The sequence below is a fragment of the bacterium genome (assembly GCA_030247525.1).
GTDB lineage: Bacteria > Electryoneota > JAOADG01 > JAOADG01 > JAOADG01 > JAOTSC01.
In genome coordinates this window covers 1-20,268 of record JAOTSC010000053.1, presented here as the reverse complement: position 1 = coordinate 20,268, position 20,268 = coordinate 1, and the positions used below count along the sequence as shown (strand labels likewise).

At 47.6% G+C, this 20,268-nt stretch carries 17 protein-coding genes; all 17 read left to right on the top strand.

Going from position 1 to position 20,268, the window contains the following annotated elements; genetic code table 11:
* The first annotated feature begins 301 nt into the window (after window positions 1-301).
* Window positions 302-2,059, top strand: coding sequence for a T9SS type A sorting domain-containing protein (locus tag OEM52_06920; protein MDK9699855.1), 1,758 nt, complete (start codon window positions 302-304; stop codon window positions 2,057-2,059).
* A gap of 268 nt (window positions 2,060-2,327) precedes the next feature.
* Window positions 2,328-4,841: a hypothetical protein gene (locus OEM52_06915; protein ID MDK9699854.1), complete on the top strand. Its 2,514-nt coding sequence runs from the start codon at window positions 2,328-2,330 to the stop codon at window positions 4,839-4,841.
* Window positions 4,842-4,982: 141 nt separating this feature from the next.
* Complete coding sequence (locus OEM52_06910) at window positions 4,983-7,625, top strand: cytochrome b/b6 domain-containing protein (protein MDK9699853.1); 2,643 nt, start codon at window positions 4,983-4,985, stop codon at window positions 7,623-7,625.
* Between the two features lie 90 nt (window positions 7,626-7,715).
* Complete coding sequence (locus OEM52_06905; protein MDK9699852.1) at window positions 7,716-8,969, top strand: hypothetical protein; 1,254 nt, start codon at window positions 7,716-7,718, stop codon at window positions 8,967-8,969.
* Complete coding sequence (locus OEM52_06900; GenBank protein MDK9699851.1) at window positions 8,966-9,658, top strand: hypothetical protein; 693 nt, start codon at window positions 8,966-8,968, stop codon at window positions 9,656-9,658. Before OEM52_06905 ends, OEM52_06900 begins: the two co-directional genes overlap by 4 nt.
* 11 nt (window positions 9,659-9,669) lie before the next feature.
* Window positions 9,670-10,266 (top strand): hypothetical protein, encoded by a 597-nt coding sequence (locus OEM52_06895; protein ID MDK9699850.1) that lies wholly within the window; start codon window positions 9,670-9,672, stop codon window positions 10,264-10,266.
* Window positions 10,267-10,360: 94 nt separating this feature from the next.
* A complete protein-coding gene (locus tag OEM52_06890) occupies window positions 10,361-10,879 on the top strand; it encodes a cytochrome c family protein (GenBank protein MDK9699849.1) in 519 nt (172 codons plus the stop codon).
* Between the two features lie 237 nt (window positions 10,880-11,116).
* Complete coding sequence (gene murI, locus OEM52_06885) at window positions 11,117-11,986, top strand: glutamate racemase (GenBank protein ID MDK9699848.1); 870 nt, start codon at window positions 11,117-11,119, stop codon at window positions 11,984-11,986.
* Complete coding sequence (locus tag OEM52_06880; protein MDK9699847.1) at window positions 11,983-13,314, top strand: bifunctional folylpolyglutamate synthase/dihydrofolate synthase; 1,332 nt, start codon at window positions 11,983-11,985, stop codon at window positions 13,312-13,314. Before murI ends, OEM52_06880 begins: the two co-directional genes overlap by 4 nt.
* Window positions 13,315-13,608: 294 nt before the next feature.
* A complete protein-coding gene (rho, locus tag OEM52_06875) occupies window positions 13,609-14,859 on the top strand; it encodes a transcription termination factor Rho (GenBank protein ID MDK9699846.1) in 1,251 nt (416 codons plus the stop codon).
* Between the two features lie 96 nt (window positions 14,860-14,955).
* The gene (locus OEM52_06870) at window positions 14,956-15,498 is read left to right on the top strand and encodes a YbjN domain-containing protein (protein MDK9699845.1); all 543 of its coding nucleotides are present in this window, start codon (window positions 14,956-14,958) and stop codon (window positions 15,496-15,498) included.
* Window positions 15,498-15,830, top strand: coding sequence for a hypothetical protein (locus OEM52_06865; GenBank protein ID MDK9699844.1), 333 nt, complete (start codon window positions 15,498-15,500; stop codon window positions 15,828-15,830). Before OEM52_06870 ends, OEM52_06865 begins: the two co-directional genes overlap by 1 nt.
* Window positions 15,831-15,997: 167 nt before the next feature.
* The gene (gene rpmE / locus OEM52_06860) at window positions 15,998-16,210 is read left to right on the top strand and encodes a 50S ribosomal protein L31 (protein ID MDK9699843.1); all 213 of its coding nucleotides are present in this window, start codon (window positions 15,998-16,000) and stop codon (window positions 16,208-16,210) included.
* Entirely contained in the window at window positions 16,191-17,399 is a 1,209-nt protein-coding gene (locus tag OEM52_06855) for a DUF1385 domain-containing protein (protein MDK9699842.1), read from the top strand. Before rpmE ends, OEM52_06855 begins: the two co-directional genes overlap by 20 nt.
* Window positions 17,400-17,537: 138 nt before the next feature.
* Window positions 17,538-19,112 carry a sodium-dependent transporter gene (locus tag OEM52_06850; protein MDK9699841.1) on the top strand — a complete coding sequence of 525 codons (1,575 nt, stop codon included), beginning with the start codon at window positions 17,538-17,540 and terminating at the stop codon, window positions 19,110-19,112.
* A gap of 148 nt (window positions 19,113-19,260) precedes the next feature.
* Window positions 19,261-19,734 (top strand): hypothetical protein, encoded by a 474-nt coding sequence (locus tag OEM52_06845; GenBank protein ID MDK9699840.1) that lies wholly within the window; start codon window positions 19,261-19,263, stop codon window positions 19,732-19,734.
* Window positions 19,735-19,801: 67 nt separating this feature from the next.
* Window positions 19,802-20,268 (top strand): TolC family protein (locus tag OEM52_06840; protein MDK9699839.1); only part of this gene is annotated, 467 nt, incomplete at its 3' end.

The following is a 20,268-nucleotide window of genomic DNA, read 5'->3' as shown; positions in this document are numbered from 1 at the left end:
CGGCCCGTTTTTTTTTATGGTTTTTATAAGCGTTTTTGCATAACTCGATTTGATTTTGTTACTCCCTCCGCGAGCAAATAAGTGATTTTTATCACAGCAGAAACTACATAACCTATCTGTATAATATACAAACACATATAAGGCATAATGTGTGCTTAGATATTTTCTACGAATACACGAAAGCATCTTCATTGTTCCCAAACATCTCAAGTGGTATTTTGTAGTGTTTTTATCAATCATCTCAAGTCAACCGCGTTTTTGCGCGAGCTCTTGGGTCGTCAGTAGTCTAAAGGAGTAATCGATGAAATCAATGCGAATCGCTTTCGTATTTGGAATACTTGCAATCTTCGCATCAGTTGCATTTGCTGAACGAGACGCAGTATTCTACGACGCAATAATCAATGAATGGATTCAAGGTTTAGGCTCACCAGGTTCTGAATTTGTCGAGATATTAGCCACACCACAATTTGGAACGACGCTAAACATGCAAAACTGGAGAATTGAAGACGAAGCTGGTGGCACTAAAGGACAGATAGTGTTTTCCGGCGCGATGTGGCAAAGCATACCAACAGGAACGATAATCGTGATTTATCGTTCTAACGCACAAACGCCAATCCTTACGGCAGTTGACACTGATCCAACCGATGACTTTCTAATCATCCTACCTCACAACAATTCCAATCTAACTGCGAATCAAATATTAGGTAGTTCAACATCTTGGATCGAGTTTACTAACGGAACTGACGCGGACAATCCTGTACTCAAGAACTCTTCTGGTCTCACCGTTCACGAATGGGATGGCGGATCGACGTTTACTAACTCGAACGTTCGACCCGGTGGAAGCAGCAATCAGGGTGTTCGATACATTGCCGGAAGCTCGTCTTCCAGTATGTTGACCACTCAATCGAACTGGGTTCGCTATTCCAACTCCACTACTTCGCATACTGCTGGACAACCGAATGGTGGCGACAATACAACTTGGATTGAAGAGTTGCGTAACTCTCATTATCCCGGCGGTGGATTCGCTACCAATCCTAATCCAAGCAATCAAACTGCATGGACACCAACCTTACCGAACGACGTAGGAACGGCTGACCAACCAAGCGTTGGAATCACTTTTCCGGCACAAAGCGGCGCATTTACAAACCCCAGTTCGGTAGCGGTCAGTTATACTGCCGCGTATCCGCCGGTTATGCCCATTTCGGATCCAATTAGTCGCTTCTGGACCATCACTCCGACCACAGAAAACTTTGTAGATGCCGAGTTAACCTTTAACTTCACCGCTGCTGAGTTACCGGGTGGCTTCGATTTAGCAAACGTAATTGTCAGCTATTCTGTCGATAACGGTAACAGCTGGACTACCTTACCGGGAACCTATATAGCAGTCGACAATGGTACTTATTATTCGGTTACCGTATCTGGATTGAACCACTTCTCAATGTGGGCATTAGGAAATGATGGATTGTTGCCCGTTGAATTGACCAGCTTTACCGGTAATGCGACAGAGAGTGGGATTGAACTGCGGTGGCGGACGGAATCGGAAACCGAAAACGATTACTTCGCAATCGACCGTTGGATCGAAGGGGATGAGAGCACGATTACTTCGGTAACCGTTTCGAGTCTTTCACGTAATGGCAGCAGCAGCACCCCGTTAAACTATATGTATCGTGATACCCGTGGTTTGATTCCAGGTGCGGTTTACAACTACCGGTTGTCGGATGTGAGTCTGTCCGGCGAACGTCGTTTGCTTCGCATTATCACAGTGAACAACACGGCTTCCACCGTGACGATTCCCAAGGGATTCGGTTTGGTCGAAGCGTATCCGAATCCGTTCAACTCGATGGCGACGATTAAAGTACAACTTCGCGAAGCCGGTTCCGCCAAGGTTGCAGTTTATAACCTCGAAGGCAAACTGGTAACCGAACTGTACAGCGGTGCACTTGGTATTTCGCCGAAATTGATTTCGTGGGATGCTTCACGGATGGCGACCGGAATGTACATCGTGAAACTCACGAGCAACCGGTTCTCGACTGAAAAGAAGTTGGTACTGATGCGTTAATCGTACCTTGTTGTATGGAAGAGGCGGACTCGTGAGGGTCCGCCTTTTCTCTCCTTTGATTTTTACCTGCTATCAGGTGTGTTCGCCAAGTCTAACTTTCATTTTCGCCTTATTGTAATAGTTCGCTTGAGTTGTTGGGAAAACAGTGAGAATACATCGATAAATCAAGCATTGCCTTAGTCTTATCCGTTGCTTTTCTTTCCAACGGAGATTATATTGAGCCATCCAACCAATTTCTCCGTAACCGATACCCAGAAGAGCTTGCCCGATGAACCGATTCACAACCGGTCTGCTAACTGTTTTTGTTCTCTTGCTCTCATCGATAGCAAGCAGAGCAATTGCTGTAGATGCAGTGAAAACGAAAGGTCCAGAGAATACCGACTGCTTGATGTGTCATGCCGATCCCGACTTAAAGAATGCCGGAGGCAAGAAACTCACGGTTTCGGGCGAGGGCTTCGCTAAGAGCGTTCACAAGGATTTTGCCTGCATCGATTGCCACAGCAGCGGAAACTTCGACGATACTCCCCATTGGAAGAACTACCCTCCGGTCAACTGCAACGAATGCCATAGCGACGCTGTAAGCAAGTTTATGACCGGCTTCAGTGAACACCTAAAGGCGCGTGGCTTTTCCACCATTCCGAGTTGTACCCAATGCCACGGCACCCACGAAATGTCAAAGAATGCCGACACGAAAATGGTATGTGGTGTTTGCCATAATCCCGAAGTAAAGAAATTTGAGAGTTCGATTCACTCGAAAGTCAAGGGTGAGAATAAACTCTCTTGCACGAGTTGCCACGATGCCCATGATAAATCGGAACGGGGTAAAATGCTACCCGCCGATTGGCGGAAGAAGACCGTAGATCGTTGTCTATCGTGCCATCAACAGCAATCGAAAGACTACACTTCCTCGAAACACTACCACGCCGTTCAAAATGGAAACACGAAAGCACCGATCTGTATCGATTGCCACTCGTTCCATGAAATTTTTTCAGTCAAGGATGCTCGTTCACCGGTTCATATCGACAAGATGGATCGTACCTGCGATAAATGCCATACCGGCCACGAAGCATCGATCCACCGAAAGTCGAATGTCGATCCGAAGCTCATGACCTGTGCCGGTTGCCATACCGGTCACGATACGGAAATGAAACGCTCCGTCGATGGTATCGTAAAAGCGACAATCCCCGGCACCTGTAACGCTTGCCACTCTGATGACCGCCATCAGAAAGAAAATCTTGCCCACGGCAAGATCATGATCCAGACGAAAATGGGGAAGGATGCGAACTGCACCCAATGCCATATTTATCACTGGAAAATGACGGACGAGAAACATGTCGCTGCTGTGCAAGAAACCCGCGAGTGTAAAAACTGCCACGTTGAAGAGAACAAGAAATATGAGCAGAGCGCTCACGGCATTGCGTTCCGGAAAGGGCATGCCGAAGCGCCTACCTGTGTAACATGCCACGGCGATAAAAATATCGAGCGCATCAGCAGCAAATTTAACGGTCAAACGATTCTATCGCTTTGCAGCAGTTGCCATGCGAACCGTAATGTTACGATGCGATTCCAGATCAATCCGAATGTGGTGCAAGGGTATCTGAATACTTATCACGGGAAGATGTATGCGTTAGGATATCAAGGTGAGAAGTTTGCGACTTGTGTATCATGTCATGACAATCATTTGATTTTGCCCTCGAATGATCCCCAATCGTCGATCTCAAAACAGCATATCATTCAAACCTGTGCACGCTGCCATAAAGACGCGAATGTAAATTTTGTCGCGCAGTTACAGCATTACGACCCGATGGCACCAGCAGAGCATCCGTTGTTAGACTTCCTTCATATCTCGATGGTTTGGCTGCTGCGGATAACACTTACGGTGTTTGGATTACATACCCTCTTCTGGATTATGCGAACGGTAATCGACCGGATTCGCTTTGGTAAACCGAAGAAGCACAAGAGCGAATGGCGTTACAAACGATTTAATACCTATGACCGGATTGTTCATGCCATCGTTATTGTCAGCTTCCTGACACTGGCTACAACCGGTCTACCACTGAAGTACAGCCATACCGAAATTGCCTATTGGGTCGCCACGAACTTACTTGATTTGCATACGATGGCGATTCTTCACCGAATTGCAGCGGTGATGACATTTGGCTATTTCGCATTACATCTCGGAAGTCTTGCCTACAAACTTGCACAGAAGAAGTTGACGATTAAATCGATGTTGTGGGGTAAGGACTCACTAATTCCCCAGCCGAAAGATGCGAAAGATTTCTTCCAGCACATCGGCTACTTCTTGCATATCGCAAAGAAGCCGGAATTCAGCCGCTACACCTATTGGGAGAAGTTTGACTACATGGCGGTGTTCTGGGGTGTTGCCGTTATCGGGGCATCCGGTTTGACGTTGTGGTTTCCGACTTTCTTTACGAAACTACTTCCAGGTTGGGCACTGAATGCAGCGATGATCATTCACAGCGAAGAAGCATTGCTTGCCACCGGTTTTATTTTCACCATTCACTTCTTTAACGAACATCTTCGTACCGAAAACTTCCCGATGGATGAAGTCATCTTCACCGGATCAGTCAGCGAACAATTCCTTATCGAGGAACGAAAGCTCTGGTATGAAGACATGAAGGCATCCGGCGAATTAGAGCAAGTGAAAGTGAAGCCGGTCAGCATTTTCGCAAAGACTTTGCTCTACTCGTTTGGCTTTGTCTCATTAGCAATTGGATTGGCTCTTTTAGCGTTCATCGTCATTGGAACTTTTGCTAAGTAGTTTTGTTCTACTAACCCGGTCATTTATTCACTCGTTGCAGGGAAGTCATCTCCTCCCCGCTCAAAACAACAAAGGTGTTCATCCACCTGTATCAAAATTCCCCGGACAAGTTTTCTTGTTCAACAAACGTTGAGTCTTGCTATGTTAACCGCACGTTTCCTCCAACATGCTTTCGTCGTGATGTTTTTCACGTTAAGTGGATTCAGCTCTGTTTATTCTGCTGACACTGATTGGTCTGACAATTCGAACTGTATCATGTGTCATCAGGACCCTGATTTAAAGAACTCGGCAGGTCAAAAAATCGGTGTCCACGATGGCTTTACGAAAAGTGTTCATGGTTCACTGTCCTGTACCGACTGTCACGGCAAGGGAAACTACGACGAGACTCCGCACTGGAAAGCGACCCCAAAAGTGAATTGTGACGCGTGTCATAGCGGGATAACCCAGTCGTGGCAAAAGAGCATGCACGGAAGCGGTGGTGGAACTTCTCCGTTTGTCGCTGCCAAGTGTTTCGACTGCCATAGTCCAACCGGTGATGCTCACCGCATCGGAAGTAGTGCTTCTGGTGTTGTCGGCGCATCGTGCATGAAATGCCATACCGAGGAAACGAAGCGTTACAATAGCAGTATCCATGCGAAACGCTTCCCGCAGTTGGGAAAGAAGGATGCTTGCGCGACCTGCCACCCGGCACACGGAGAGATCAAACTGGTCGATCCGGTCGCAATAACGAAGACTTGCCAAAACTGTCATGCCGGTGCATTGGACCAATTGAAGAATGGACCGCATGGGATTCATGGCATTCATAAATCGGTAGCAGATACAGTCATCAACAAAGTATCCTGCTCCAGTTGCCACGAACCTCATGCTGTAGCTGATCCGAAGAAATCGAACGACGCATTCAAGAATTGTATGACCTGCCATCATAAGACGATGGATGAATTTTCCGGTTCGATTCATCAAGGTGAGTTGCTTAGCGGCGAAATGACCTGCGCAAGTTGCCACTCAGTACATTTGAAGCCGGGCGAAGCGGCATTCCATTGCGGCGATTGCCATCAAAAACCATTAGCAGAATATCGCGGCAGCATGCACTTTAAAGACGATCCCACCGGGTTGGGCGTCGCTGCAAACTGCGGCGACTGCCACGATAGGGGACACGGTGTTCGGCGGGTTAGTGACCCCCGTAGTATGGCGAATCCTCGGAACCAACCATCAACCTGTGGGCACTGTCATGGCGACTCAGTCGTAACAACGACCGATTATGTTCGGATGCCGATGACCAAAACAAATTACATGAAGTCGATTCATGCTGATAAGTGGCAGGAATGGATGAAAGACTCGACCAAGGTCCGTGGTGCAATTTGCAGTGACTGCCATGGCACCCACGGCATTCAGTCGGCTGGTGATCCACAAAGCATTACAAACCGTTTGAATTTACCAAACACATGCGGTAAATGCCACGACCAAGCGGCAACCGATTATCTCACTTCAATCCACGGCGCAGCCAACCGACGCGGAATTCAGGATACACCGGCTTGTAATGACTGCCATGAATCTCACATGATACTCGCCCGGACGAATCCGGAATCACGTACTTACCCGACGAATGTGGCAAAAGATTGCGGAAAATGCCATGAAAATACGGCATTAACCGAACGATTTGGGATTTGGCAAGGAGTTGTTAGAAGTTATAACGACAGCTATCACGGTTGGGCGCTTGGCCGTTCACAGATCGTGGCGAACTGCAACGATTGCCATACTACCCACGCGATTCGCAGCCACTTCGATCCCCGTTCGACCACCCATGCGAACAACTTAGTACAAACGTGCGGTAAGTGTCATCCAAACTCCAACACCGAGTTTGCGCAAAGCTATACCCATGAGAGCTTTGGTAAGAAATGGGGTTATCACGATTATGCTCGCATCATCTACATCGTGTTGATTATCGGCACGTTGGGTGGAATGCTGCTTCACAATCTAATCGTCTACCTTTTCCATCTTCGGGAGCACCGCAAGAAGCATCTTAGCGAGAAGTACATTGTGCGGATGGATCGCTCCGAAATCATGCAACACGTGGTTTTGATGGTTACGTTTATTGGGTTGGCTATCACGGGATTGGCGCTGCGGCATCAAGATTCATGGTGGGTTCAAGGACTGGTGTTTTTCGGGATGAATGAGGAGATTCGGGCGTTTCTGCACCGAATTCTTGCAATCTTCTTGATTATCGGGACACTCTGGCACACTTTCTGGCTGTTTTCTACACAGCGTGGCAGGGATAAACTTCGTAACTATGCTCCGAAGCTATTCGATGTTACAAGTGCGATCCATAACCTGATGTATCATTTAAAACTTCGGAAAGACCCACCTCGATTTGAAACCTACGATTACACCCAAAAAGCCGAGTATTGGGCATTGGTCTGGGGTACGATTGTCATGGGTATCACCGGTATGGTGCTTTGGTTCCCGGTTATCGCAACCGCCTGGACACCGGGTTGGGTTGTGCGGGTTGCCAGTGTTGTCCATTACTACGAAGCCTTGCTGGCGGTCGGAGCAATTATTATTTGGCACTTCTTCTTTGTCATTTTCCACCCCAAGCAGTATCCGTTAGCTTTGACATTTATCACGGGCAGAATGTCACAAGAAGAGTGGGAACACCACCACGGCAAAGCCGCCGATGCCAAGCGTGACGATCCGAGTTTTGTGAAAGCCGGCGATCCGGTTCCACAACAAGAGGAGCATTCTGCACCAGAACAAAACGTGACACTTCAAAACGAGAAAGAGAAGTAGTCTCGCAAAGTTTCCTTCCGATTGCTTTTCGCTTTGTCAGGAAAAGCTTTCGTGTTACATTTTTGAAATCGATTTGAGAGGAACATGCGAATGAATCGAAAAGTATTAATTCTCATTACCGCAAGTTTGATGTTGACAGTTATCTCTCTTCCGAGCTTTGCAAAGCCAACTGCGTACGGCACAGTTTACGCAGAAGGTTATGGTTATCAGGTTCCTTTGAGTGGAGACAAAACTGAAGACCACTTGTGGTTGACATCGGGTGTAAGCAGCACTTTGAAAGGTTTGCCGATGGGCATTCAATTCAAATCACATTTTCAGTATCGCGGAGACAATCAAGACAAATTTGCCGAGTCGGGCGATATGCGACTCTATTCTGCATATCTCACCTACTGTGAATGGGGCTCTCCGTTAGAAATCAACTTAGGTCGATTCTACGCATATCGCGGTGTAGCCTTTGGATTGCTTGATGGTCTTGAAGTATCACATCAAGCAACCCCCTGGTTCGGTTGGGCAGTGTTGGGTGGCAACAATGGCCCCGATAACCGGCGGTTTGAAATGGCGAGAGGTTCCTCCCCATTCCTTGGCGCCGAGCTTCGATTTCGGCAATTGAAGCCACTCTGGAAACACGAAAACAGCCAATTGCGGCTTACCTACGTCAATCAGAAACGCGATGGCAACGAATTCCGGAATTTAGTTGGCGTGCAGTTGTACACCCGCTACAATAAAAATTGGAGCGATATCGTAACGGTGCAACTGAATCCCAGTTCGGGACTACTGAGGATGGCAAATTGGCGCGAGCGACATTATAATTCCCGTTCCAGTTTCTTGGTGGAACTTGGTGTGATCAATCCAGAGGTTGCCGCTGACTCTTGGTTCCAAGATTTTGAGTTGGAAAGCAGTTTTCGTGCGCGCGGCGAGTTGAACTATTTCTTAATTCCCGGAAAGTTTGGTATTGGTATTGAAGGTACAGGTATCGCCTCGGAATCCGCATCCAGTTGGCGCGGAGGTCCGGTCATTACGACCGAATACGGACAAATCGGTTATCGCGCATCAGATGGCGATTTATCCCAATCCGCGGGACCATGGGCAGCCTTGCGTTATAACTTCGGCACAATGGTTCAAACGTACATGAACACTTCGATTTCCGAATACAGTTGGGATGAAGTAGCTCTCACTGATGGAACTATTGTAACTGCAAACGCCGGCGCTCGTTACACTCCGAAACGATGGCAATGGATGACTGTCGGCGCTGAGTATCAGTATTACAAGACCCCGCAACTCACAAGCGATAAGCGCGCTTTAGCAAACGTCGAGTTCCGGTTCACCACCGGAGGTGGCAAATGAAAAAGCTATCAGCCTATCTGATTCTTGCAATCATTACACTACTGGTAACAGGTTACATTGTTACTGCGCAAAGCGCGAGCGATATGTACATCGCAACAAAGTTTACGCACAAACTGCATGTCGAAGACAATGGGATGAAGTGTACCGACTGCCACGGCAAAGCCGTCGAAGTCAAACCCGGTGTTCGAATGAATCCGGGACATGCTCAGTGTATCGAGTGCCACGACGTACAAGAGAAAAATGAATGCGCGAAGTGCCATACTTCTGCGGGGATACCAAGCGGTTTCGGCAAACCAGCATCACACTTATCGTTCGACTGGAAACAGATGCATGGAACCGAAGCGGCGATGAAAGTCACCGAATGTAATGTGTGCCACGAGCCGAAAAGCTGCGACGAATGCCATAACGGATCAAAACTCACAAATTCACCACATCCGGTGGGATTTCGATTCAATCATGCTGTAGACGCGGCATTTGGCGGACGGTGCTTAAGCTGCCACGAAACAAAAGCGAAGTGCACCGATTGCCATCGCCGGGAAATCCCGGTACGTCATGCGATGGGAACGCTTTGGGCGAACCGCAACAATGGCGGCGAGCACGTGGAAGAAGCGCGAATGGCGATGGAGAGCTGCCTCGCCTGCCATGATCAGGGTAAGACCGAACCGGCATGTGTCCGGTGTCATAAGTAGAGGAGACGACGATGAAGAAGATTTTTGTGGTTACCGGATTCGCCTGTCTCTGTTTGATCATTGCAACAGGCTGCGGTGTAGAAGTCGACTCGAGCTACACGACAGCCGACACGAATCCACATCCGTTCGTCGATCCCGCCGTAAGTGCACACGACAATTATTTACGTACGAATAATTATCCATATGACAAGTGTTTTGCATGCCATGGCGAACGGTTAGACGGTAATGGAAATGCCGCGATGAGTTGTGGAAAGTGTCATAACGATGGTGCTGGCAATGTTACCGTAATGAACTGTAATTTCTGTCATGGTACTATGAGCGGCAACCCTTCGATCGAAGCGAATTGGGCACCACCGCGCGATTTATCCGGTAGTTTGGACGTTACTTCACGTGGGGTTGGACGTCACCAACTACATTTAACGCAGATAAATCCACCCCAGGGTCCGATTCCTTGTTCCGGTTGCCATGTTGTACCTACGCGATGGGACAGTCCGGGACACATCGATGGCGATAATCGCGCTGAAGTAGTCGAGGCAGTTGGGTATTTTCCTAACTCCCATACTTGCATCATTTGTCACGGTGGAGACGGTCATATTTGGAACCAATAAGTTCCCATACTTCGATAGGATTTGTTCTATTTCATTTTATTCGAACAACGTACTATTTTGAGACGTTGGATTAACAACAGTTAAAGGGGAAACCATGAGAAAGTCCGTTTACGCAGCCGCATTTGCTGCCATGTTTTTATTCGTAACCACTGTTTCTTTTGCCGAAGAAGCGGCAAAAGCCGCTCCGACGATGATTGGACTAAAAAAATGTGCGATGTGCCATAAAGGCGAAGCCAAAGGTAAAATCTACGAATCGTGGATGGAAACCGGTCATGCAAAAGCATATTCGCTTTTAGCCAATGAGAAATCAGCAGAAGTCATGAAGAAGCTAAATCGTACCGGTTCAGCGCAAGATGATAAGGAATGCTTGAGCTGCCACGTGACGAACATGACTCTCAAAGATGAAGGGGTGAGTTGTGAAAGCTGCCATGGCGCTGGATCCGACTACAGCCCAATGAAAGTGATGAAAGATCATGCCGCATCGGTAGCCGCCGGTATGGTAGAGAAGCCGAAAGAAGGTTGTGTCAAATGCCATAACGAAAAGAGCCCGACTTACAAAGAGTTTAAGTTGGACGAAGCTTGGGCGAAAGTTGCTCACGGGAAAGCCAAGTAGTCTTTTCGTCGCAATCAGTTTTATCAGTAACTACAATCTCTCGTAGATATATATGGGGCGTAGCGATACGCCCCGTATTGTTTTCTGATTGCACCCAACGCAAATCCGATCAAGATTTTGCGGAGCAGTCTCTCAACGTGTTCAATGAAATCGAAAAACCATTTCGCTTTGGTTGTGCTATAAATGAACCTACGTTACATTCCTCGCGAGAATTATGTGCAACTGTGAGATGTTCGAGTGTATTATAAAAATTGCACATCCTTACCAATTGGTGTCTTCGACAGTGGAGTAGGCGGACTCACGGTGTTGGCGGCACTGCGGCGAAAGCTGCCCGACGAGAGTTACATCTATCTCGGCGATACTGCGCGAGTTCCCTACGGCTCGAAATCAGCTACAACTGTCGAGGGGTTCGCATTACAAATCGGCGCATGGTTAGCGCTACAACCAGTTAAAGCGATTGTAGTCGCTTGCAACACTGCCAGTGCCTTCGCACTACCCAAGCTTCGAGAAGCGCTTCCAGTACCCATTTTTGGCGTTGTTCAACCGGGCGCAGCGGCAGCCGTATCGTTGGCTAAAACGCGAATCGGTGTTCTTGCCACTCGTGGAACGATTATTAGCAAAGCCTACGAGACAGCAATTCAACGCATACAACCGAGTATGGATGTGGTGTCGCAAGCAGCGCCGTTGCTCGTACCGTTGGTGGAAGAAGGGGAGTTGACGTCGCCCATCGTGCGTTTAGCTATCGAAAACTATCTCACAATGATTCGCACAAAGCATTGCGATACACTGCTCTTGGGGTGCACACATTATCCATTATTAAAACCGATATTAGCGGAGATGTTACCTGATATTACAATCATCGATTCAGCAGAAGCAACGGCAGCTGTGGTAGCAACCGAGTTAGCGGTTCGACAGTTGCGAGTGGATGCATTATGTCAAGATAACGAGCCTCAATTCACTATTGCATTCACCGACACTGGCGGAAACACCGTGGAGATTGCCGAGCGCTTTTTGGGTGAACCGCTTCCACACATTGTTACTGTTACGATTGAGATGTTGGAAGCAGCGGCTAAGCAAATCTTTTTTACCGTCAGGCTTGTACAATGAGTGATTATCAAGAGAACCTCAATTGGTTGTTTCAGCGCCATCGGTTTGGGATGACACGCACACTCGACACAACCCGTAAACTGTTAGCCTTCTTTGGCAATCCCCAAGATCAGATTCCTGCTGTACATGTTGCTGGTACTAACGGCAAAGGTTCGACCTGCGCGATAGTCTCTTCGATTCTACAAGTACCCGGATTACGTACTGGGTTGTATACCTCTCCACATTTGGTCGATTGGCGCGAACGTATTCGGATCGATGGAGTGCTTGTTTCTGAGGATCTGGTAGCAACGCTACTCGTTTCGATCCGTCCACTCGCCGATTCGTTACAAGCAACTTTTTTCGAAGTTACAACAGCTTTGGCGTTTCAAGTTTTCCGGGAGTTACGATGCGATTTTAACGTAATTGAGACCGGACTCGGAGGAACGTGGGATTGTACGAACGTACTGCATCCAGTCGTCGCACACCTTACCCGCATCGATTTAGACCACACCGAGATCCTTGGCAATACAAGAATTGAAATCGCGAGAGATAAATCCGGCATTTGGAAACCTACGAGCTTTGCAACGGCATCCAAGCAAACAGCTCCGGTGGAAAAATACCTCAAGACCCGTTGGCAGGAGCGGAAGGCAAAATCGTTACGATTGGCGAGTGAGACAGTAAAAGTCACCGAGCGAAAAGTGATAGCACCAGGTTCTTCGGTGCACTCAGGGCAATTTGTAACGGTTCATCCAATCAGTGATGAGGCGATTAGTGAGCTACAAAACTTGCCGCCTTTGTACTTACCACTGCTCGGCAAACATCAGTTGGAGAATCTTGCTGGTGTGTTTTGCATCCTGCTGGGGTTGCGAGAAGCCGGCTATAAAATCGAAGATGAAGCGATTGTAGATGGTCTGAAGAGCATTGCATGGGATTCCCGAATGCAAGTGCATGGTACGAGTCCCTTGACGATATCGGATGCCGCCCATAACCCCGCCGGAGCGAAGGCACTGGTCAAAACACTACTTGAGAAGTATCCACTCGCCCCTCCGAGTCGATACCGAATTGTACTTAGCCTGCTCGCGGAAAAGGATATTGACGGGTACTTAAGTGAGCTAGCTCAACTAAATCCAATCGTTTATGCAACGACATTGGAGGGTAGCCGTGGTCGATCCGGAACCGAGATTGCGCATTTTTGCACCAAACACGGATTGGAAGCAACGGCACATTCAAATCCAAAGGACGCGTTAAGTTCAGCATATAACGCGTGTTATGATCAAGATACTCTGGTTATCACGGGATCTCATTACTTGCTCGGAGCCTTGCTCGATGTGATTTCGGGTAACAAATAGGAACAAGTCTTGAGCAGAAGCTTTCGTTCAGACAGGTAAATTGTTTTGACGATTTTAACATTAGTTTTTAACTGAGGGAAAAGAGTTGCAAAAGGAAATTTGATTTTGTATTGTTACCGCTTGACTATTCGGGAAGGATGCTGTACTTTGATTCGACATTCCAAAGCGAAAAGCTTCTGTCCTGAGAACTCACCTTCATGGTCGTTTTAGGTTAACCCAGCCAATCTTTGTATGAAGTCGTCCGTTCGAGGCGGGCGTTTTCTACTTTCATTATTTCCTCGTATAGAGTACCCCATGGAACTCGCCGAACTAAAATCGCTCAAGATTTCTGAGTTGAACGACATCGCGAAAAGTCTTAAGATCGACGACTACTCCGGTATGCCGCGTCAGGATTTGATTTTTAAAATCCTTGAACGGCAAACGGAAAAAGACGGTTTGATTTTCGCGAACGGTGTATTGGAAATTCTGCCGGAAGGTTATGGATTCCTTCGCAGCCCTACATCCAATTACCTTCCCGGTCCCGACGATATCTACGTCAGTCCCTCGCAAATCAAGCGATTCGGATTGCGCAAAGGTCATATCGTTAGCGGTCAAATACGTCCTCCGAAAGAGAGCGAACGCTTCTTCGCCTTGCTCAAGGTAGAAGCGATCAATTTTGAAGCGCCGGAAGAGACCCGTAACAAGATTCTCTTCGACAATCTAACTCCGGTGTATCCGAACGAACGTTTAAAGCAAGAGTTCGAGGGTTGCGATATTACCAGCCGTTCAATCGACTTGTTTACTCCGGTAGGAAAAGGGCAACGTTCGCTGATCGTATCACCGCCTCGTGCCGGTAAAACGATTATTCTGCAAAAGATTGCGAGTTCAATCGCGCGTAATCATCCGGAAGTATTGCTGATCGTTTTGCTCATCGACGAACGTCCGGAAGAAGTCACCGATATGCAACGTACTGTTCGTGGTGAAGTGATTTCCTCGACCTTCGACGAAAAGCCGGAGCGCCATATTCAAATCGCGAACATGGTGATTGAGAAGGCGAAACGGTTGGTGGAGTATGGTCATGACGTAGTGATTTTACTCGACTCGATTACCCGACTCGCACGCGCGCACAACGCCGTCGCTCCCCACTCCGGACGTGTATTGTCTGGTGGTATGGACGCTACTGCTTTATACGAACCGAAGAAATTCTTCGGCGCTGCCCGTAATATCGAAGAGGGTGGTTCGCTGACGATTATTGCAACCGCATTAATCGACACCGGTAGCCGGATGGATGAAGTAATTTTTGAAGAGTTCAAAGGAACGGGTAACAACGAAATCGTGCTCGACCGCCGGATGGCAGAGTTGCGTATTTTCCCCGCCATCGACTTGAACAAGTCAGGTACCCGTCACGAAGAGCTCTTACTAAGCGAAACGGAGCTGAACCGGATCTGGATTCTGCGGAACATGCTCGGCGATTTATCACCAGCCGATGCTATGCGATTCCTTGTCGACCGGATGCGTGGCGCAAAGACCAACTCCGACTTCCTTTCCTCAATGGGCAAATCGTAAACTATTCATTACGATACTAAAAGGTTTCAATATCGCAGGAAGGGTGCCAAAAGCACCCTTCTCTTTTCTCCGGCAGATTTCATCGTATTTTGTATCGTGGACAATAAACACCAAACCAATACCTCCTCCCCATTGTTCGAAGCTCTGCAGCAGTTCCTCGACGGTTCTGGTTTGGAGTATGAGACCATTGAGGCTAACCGTGGAATTCGCGTTGCGATGGAACTCGACAATGCGCAATATAGCACACTTTTTCTCCTCGGAGAGAACAACTTTATCGCGGTAACGGTAACCCCCTTTCGCACCCCGAAGTCGCGGAGGATGCGAGTAATTGAAATGCTAAATCGAATCAATTTTGATTTGGCATTCGGCAATTTTGAGATGGATCGGGAGGATGGAGAGATTCGTTTTCGAGCGGGATTTCCTCACAAACATCTGCCATTCCCCACGGAGTTTTGGAGTCCATTCGTCTTTATGGGATTTGGTATGATGAATCGGTTCTGGCCGGCAATTCAAGCGATCTGCTGGACAAACATCCCGATTGAACAAGCTTTACATGATGCCCTCGACCACCAGATTCATGACGAACGGTGGCAAAGTGACGAGCCTTTTCCCAAAGATGAAGCCGAAGGGGAAGAATAATGCCAATGGAATCTCAACCGCCGAAACCCGACGATAAAGCAGAGTTTGAGGAATGGTATGCAACCCGCGCCCGGGCTTCGCAACGGCTAACCCATACCGGTAAGAAATCGAACAAAAGTTCTATGCGACCCTGGATTCTGATTCTTGTGTCGCTTTCGGTGATCATCGTCGGTTATTTAATGGTTAAGACATTGACCAGTATGCGGATGAAGCAACTGCTACAAACCGGTGCCACCGTTGTTCCCGAACGTAGCCCAACGACTGGAGACACGCTTCAAATCACTCCGAAAGTGCTATTAGAAGCAAAGCAAAAGGCTGATTCAGCCCGGTAACTTGTATCACAGGCTAAACTAACGTATTATTATTATCTCCAGTGCCTGTCACTATAGTGATAGCATGATTTATTGTTCTGGCGATTTCAGCCTGTGAAACGGAACGTTCATGTAATGTGAGCGATTGAGCGAGCAACCAAACGCTCAGCGGAAATATGGGATATCAAATGAAAACGACAATACATCCGAATTATCAGATGTCGAAAGTACACTGCGCCTGCGGCAACGAGTTTATGACCCGGAGCACCAACACCCATGGTGAGTTAAAGGTTGATATTTGCAGCGCATGCCATCCTTTCTTCACTGGACAAAACAAATTGGTCGATACGGCTGGCCGTGTCGATAAGTTCATGAAGAAGTATGGGAAAGTCGGTCAGTAACATTCGCATTTTTCAAAGAATAGCAGTATTGGCACGTTTGCTTCGGCATGCGTGCTTTTTGCCGTTTATCGCACTATTTCGCGCCATCGAAGAAGTCTCCGAGAACACAGCTCAGGAAACCAGCGATAAAGTAACGGATCCACCCATAGACGAAGTGGAGTGGACATCAGCGGGAATGTCGTGCCCTGTAGCTCCCGATCAAGGCGACGGGTTAGGTGTGCGCAAATCGAATGCTGTTGGCGGTCAAGCGGTAATCGAAGGGGTGATGATGCGCGGGAGCAATCATGTTGCAACCGCCGTCCGGGCTGCCGATGGTCGCATTGTATGCCGGTTGCAGGATTTCCCACCGATTTCGCATAAAAACCCACTTTTTAAGAAACCTATCGCACGTGGCGCCGGGATGTTGTTCGAGACTCTTAAGCTTGGCATCGGAACGCTGGATTGGTCGGCAAAGATTGCAACTTACGGCGAAACGATGGACGATAAACCACCTTCGCTCGGTGAGAAAATTTTGGCCAAGTTATCGCTTCCAATCGGACTGATAGCGGGGATGGCGCTCTTCCTTTGGTTGCCGTACTCGGTAGCGAAATGGACAATTGGCGCCGATGGCAATCAGTTTCTTTATCACTTGGTGTCGAATGGAATGCAGATGACTCTGCTTGTAACGTACATGTGGGCGATTTCACTCTCGAAGGAAATCCGCCGCGTCTTCGAGTATCATGGCGCAGAGCATAAGGGGATTGCGACTTACGAAGCGGGTGATCCAGTGCAACCAGTAATAATGAAAACACATACCCGCTTTCATCCCCGGTGTGGCACGAGTTTTCTATTGGTGCTGGGACTGGTCACGATGATTTTCTTTACCATGTTGGATGCTACGTTGTTGCTTTTCGGTTTTGTATATCCCAGCGCGATTGTTCGGGTACTGATGCATCTTCCGTTTATTCCGGTTGTTGCCGGGATAGGCTACGAAGTGTTGAAATGGAGTGATCGTAAAAAGAATGTTCGCGCCGTTACGATGTTGATTCAACCGGGCTTATGGCTGCAACGCATCACAACCAAAGAACCTGATCTCGATCAATTAGAAGTCAGTGCTGTTAGTCTCCGAGCCGCAATCCAAGGGAAACTTCAACTTACCGAACAAGTAGTTTCGGAAACAATGTTTTTAGAAACACCCGCTAAAGCGTAATCGTATTAGGTAGATTTGAGAAGCAGACGAAAGTCTGTTTTTTTTTATGTGTTGCGATTTATTTCTTGCATGAATTGTCTTCCCGTTGTACTATCCTACCGTTCCTTTTGAATTCAATCAACTACGGTTAATCGAAACATGAGCAAACCACGTGAAAACTGGGGCAGTAAAATCGGAATCGTTCTGGCAGTTGCTGGCAGCGCTGTCGGATTAGGCAATTTCCTCCGCTTCCCTTCGGAAGTCGTTCAGAACGGCGGCGGCGCGTTCATGATTCCCTACTTTATTGCCTTCCTCTTTCTTGGCATTCCGATTGCCTTCGCCGAATGGACGCTTGGTAGGTATGGCGGTCAATATGGGCGCGGATCAGCGCCAGGGGTATTCGATGTTGTCGCACGAAAGTGGTGGGCAAAGTATCTCGGCATTTTTGGTCTCTTTGTCCCATTGGTTATAAACTTTTTCTATCTCGTTATCGAGTCCTGGTGTTTAGCTTATTCTGCATTTAGCCTGCTGGGATACTACAGTCCGATTACCAATCCCGCTGATATGAAAGACTTGCTGACCGAATTCCAAGGATTAGCTCCTGCGAAGCAACTTCCCGATTTACCATGGTTGTACATTTTCTTTTTTGTAACGTTTGGTGTGAATTACTGGATTGTCTCACGTGGGATCGTTTCAGGCATAGAACGACTCAACAAAATCTGTATGCCGTTGCTCTTTTTGCTGGCAGGTTTTCTCTTTGTTCGAGTATTGACGCTGGGTACTCCGAATCCATCGTTACCGGATCAGAATGTCGCCAATGGATTAGGTTTCATGTGGAATCCAGACTTTAGTGCATTGCTCAATGTCGATGTTTGGATGGCGGCGGCTGGTCAAATCTTCTCTACACTCTCGGTGGGAATGGGTGCGATCCTCGCGTATTCCAGTTACTTGAAGAAAGATGACGATGTCGCCCACTCAGCTCTCTCTTCTGCAACGACGAATGAGTTTGCCGAAGTGATTTTAGCGGGAACCATTATCATCCCAGCGACATTTATTTTTTTGGGAGCGGTCGGTGCGAAAGAAGTGGCGCAAAGCGGTTCCTTTAATCTTGGCTTTGTTACGATGCCGCTCATTTTCAATCAACTTCCGCTCGGTTCAGTTTTTGGGTTTATGTGGTTCTTTTTGTTAACGCTGGCAGGCATTACCTCTTCGGTGTCGTTGATTCAACCGATTCTTACATTTATGCAGGATGAGCTGCACATTTCAAGGGTTCGTGCGACAATCATTATTGGTGCGCTAACATTACTCGTAGGTTTTGTTCTAATACAAACCATCGCCTTGGGTACTATTGATGAGTTCAATTTCTGGGGAGGAACTTTTCTTCCGGTCGTCAGTGCACTGGTAATGGTTTGGATTTTTAGTTGGATTTTCGGTGCCAAGGAAGGATGGGAAGAACTCAATCGTAGTAGTCACATCAAGATACCTCGTTTATTTGTCTCGGTGATAAAATACATCAAGCCATTGTATTTATTGGTGATGCTCTCGTTATGGGTGTGGAAAAACGTACCCATCATCACGATGAGTGCCATTGCCGATCCGAAGGTTTGGCATACGACTATTTGGACAAGAATATGGTTATTGTTGCTTATTGCAATCCTAATCCTTGCGATTTATTATGCCGGTAGAGATTATGCGACCTCCAAACCTACATCAGGGAAGGGAAACGAATCATGACTCCCTTGGGGCTACTCTTTATGATCATCAGTTGGGGGATTCTCCTCGGAATGATGGTGTATTGTTCAATCCTGTTCTTCCGGTCAAAGAAACCATAAACAATTTCATTCCATTGAACTCGTATCACCGTGAAATAGTGTGAGCATTCGTGAGCCAGTTTCGAACATCGCTTTTTAGTCTACTGCATGTTATCGTCGTCGCAATATGGATCGCGACGGGAGTTATCGCTCCGTGCTTATGCTCTCACAGTCACACCGATGAATTTCTGGAACAAGCTGTCACAGTTCCTTGCGCCAATTGCGAGCCAGAACCGGAACCATTACCATCATGTTGTGCCAATGAAATCACCAATACAAATGATGATGCTACACATTCTGGTTCAAATTCTTCACCGTTTACAAAAACATGTCAACATACCAGCGAGCGGTTGAACATCGGACATCTCACAACCGATAATTCGTTGCCGTTGCCCGATGTAAACGATTATACTTTGACCTTACCGATTGCCGATGTATTCGATAACTCTTTATACTTACCGATAAGCGCTCCCTACTCTCCAATTGCTTTTGGTAAAACGGCCTCCAGTGCGCTTTATGGGCGTACTCTGCCGTTACTTTCCTGATATTCTTGTCACTCCTCATTTAACTCGTGACCGATTTGTTCGGTCGATTCTCACTTTGGGGTGAACTATGAGATTTCTCTATTTATTCTGTCTAATCTTGCTCGTCTTGCCTTCAATTGTCAGCAACGCAATCGCGGTCGAACCGAATCAACGACTGCACGAATACATCGAGTATGCCAAAACGAATCATCCAGAATTTCGCGCGATGAGTGCGATGATCGAGGCAGAGCAATATCGTGCAAAAATGAGTCGGGGATGGATGAATCCGATGTTTCGCGTCGGGCTAATGAATGTTCCCAGTAAGACGCTGGCGGTGGATGAAGACCCGATGACGATGTTGCAAGCGAGCATCATGCAAAAGATTCTGCTGCCCGGACAAACAAAGCGAAAAACTGCCATCGGTAATGAGAAAACCCGCACCCGCGAACAGGAGCTGACAGCAGACATCAACACGATGTCGCAAATGATCCGTATGGCATATTTCGAAACTGCCGCTGCGAAAGCGGAGTTGGCGATTCTCGAAGCAGGATTACA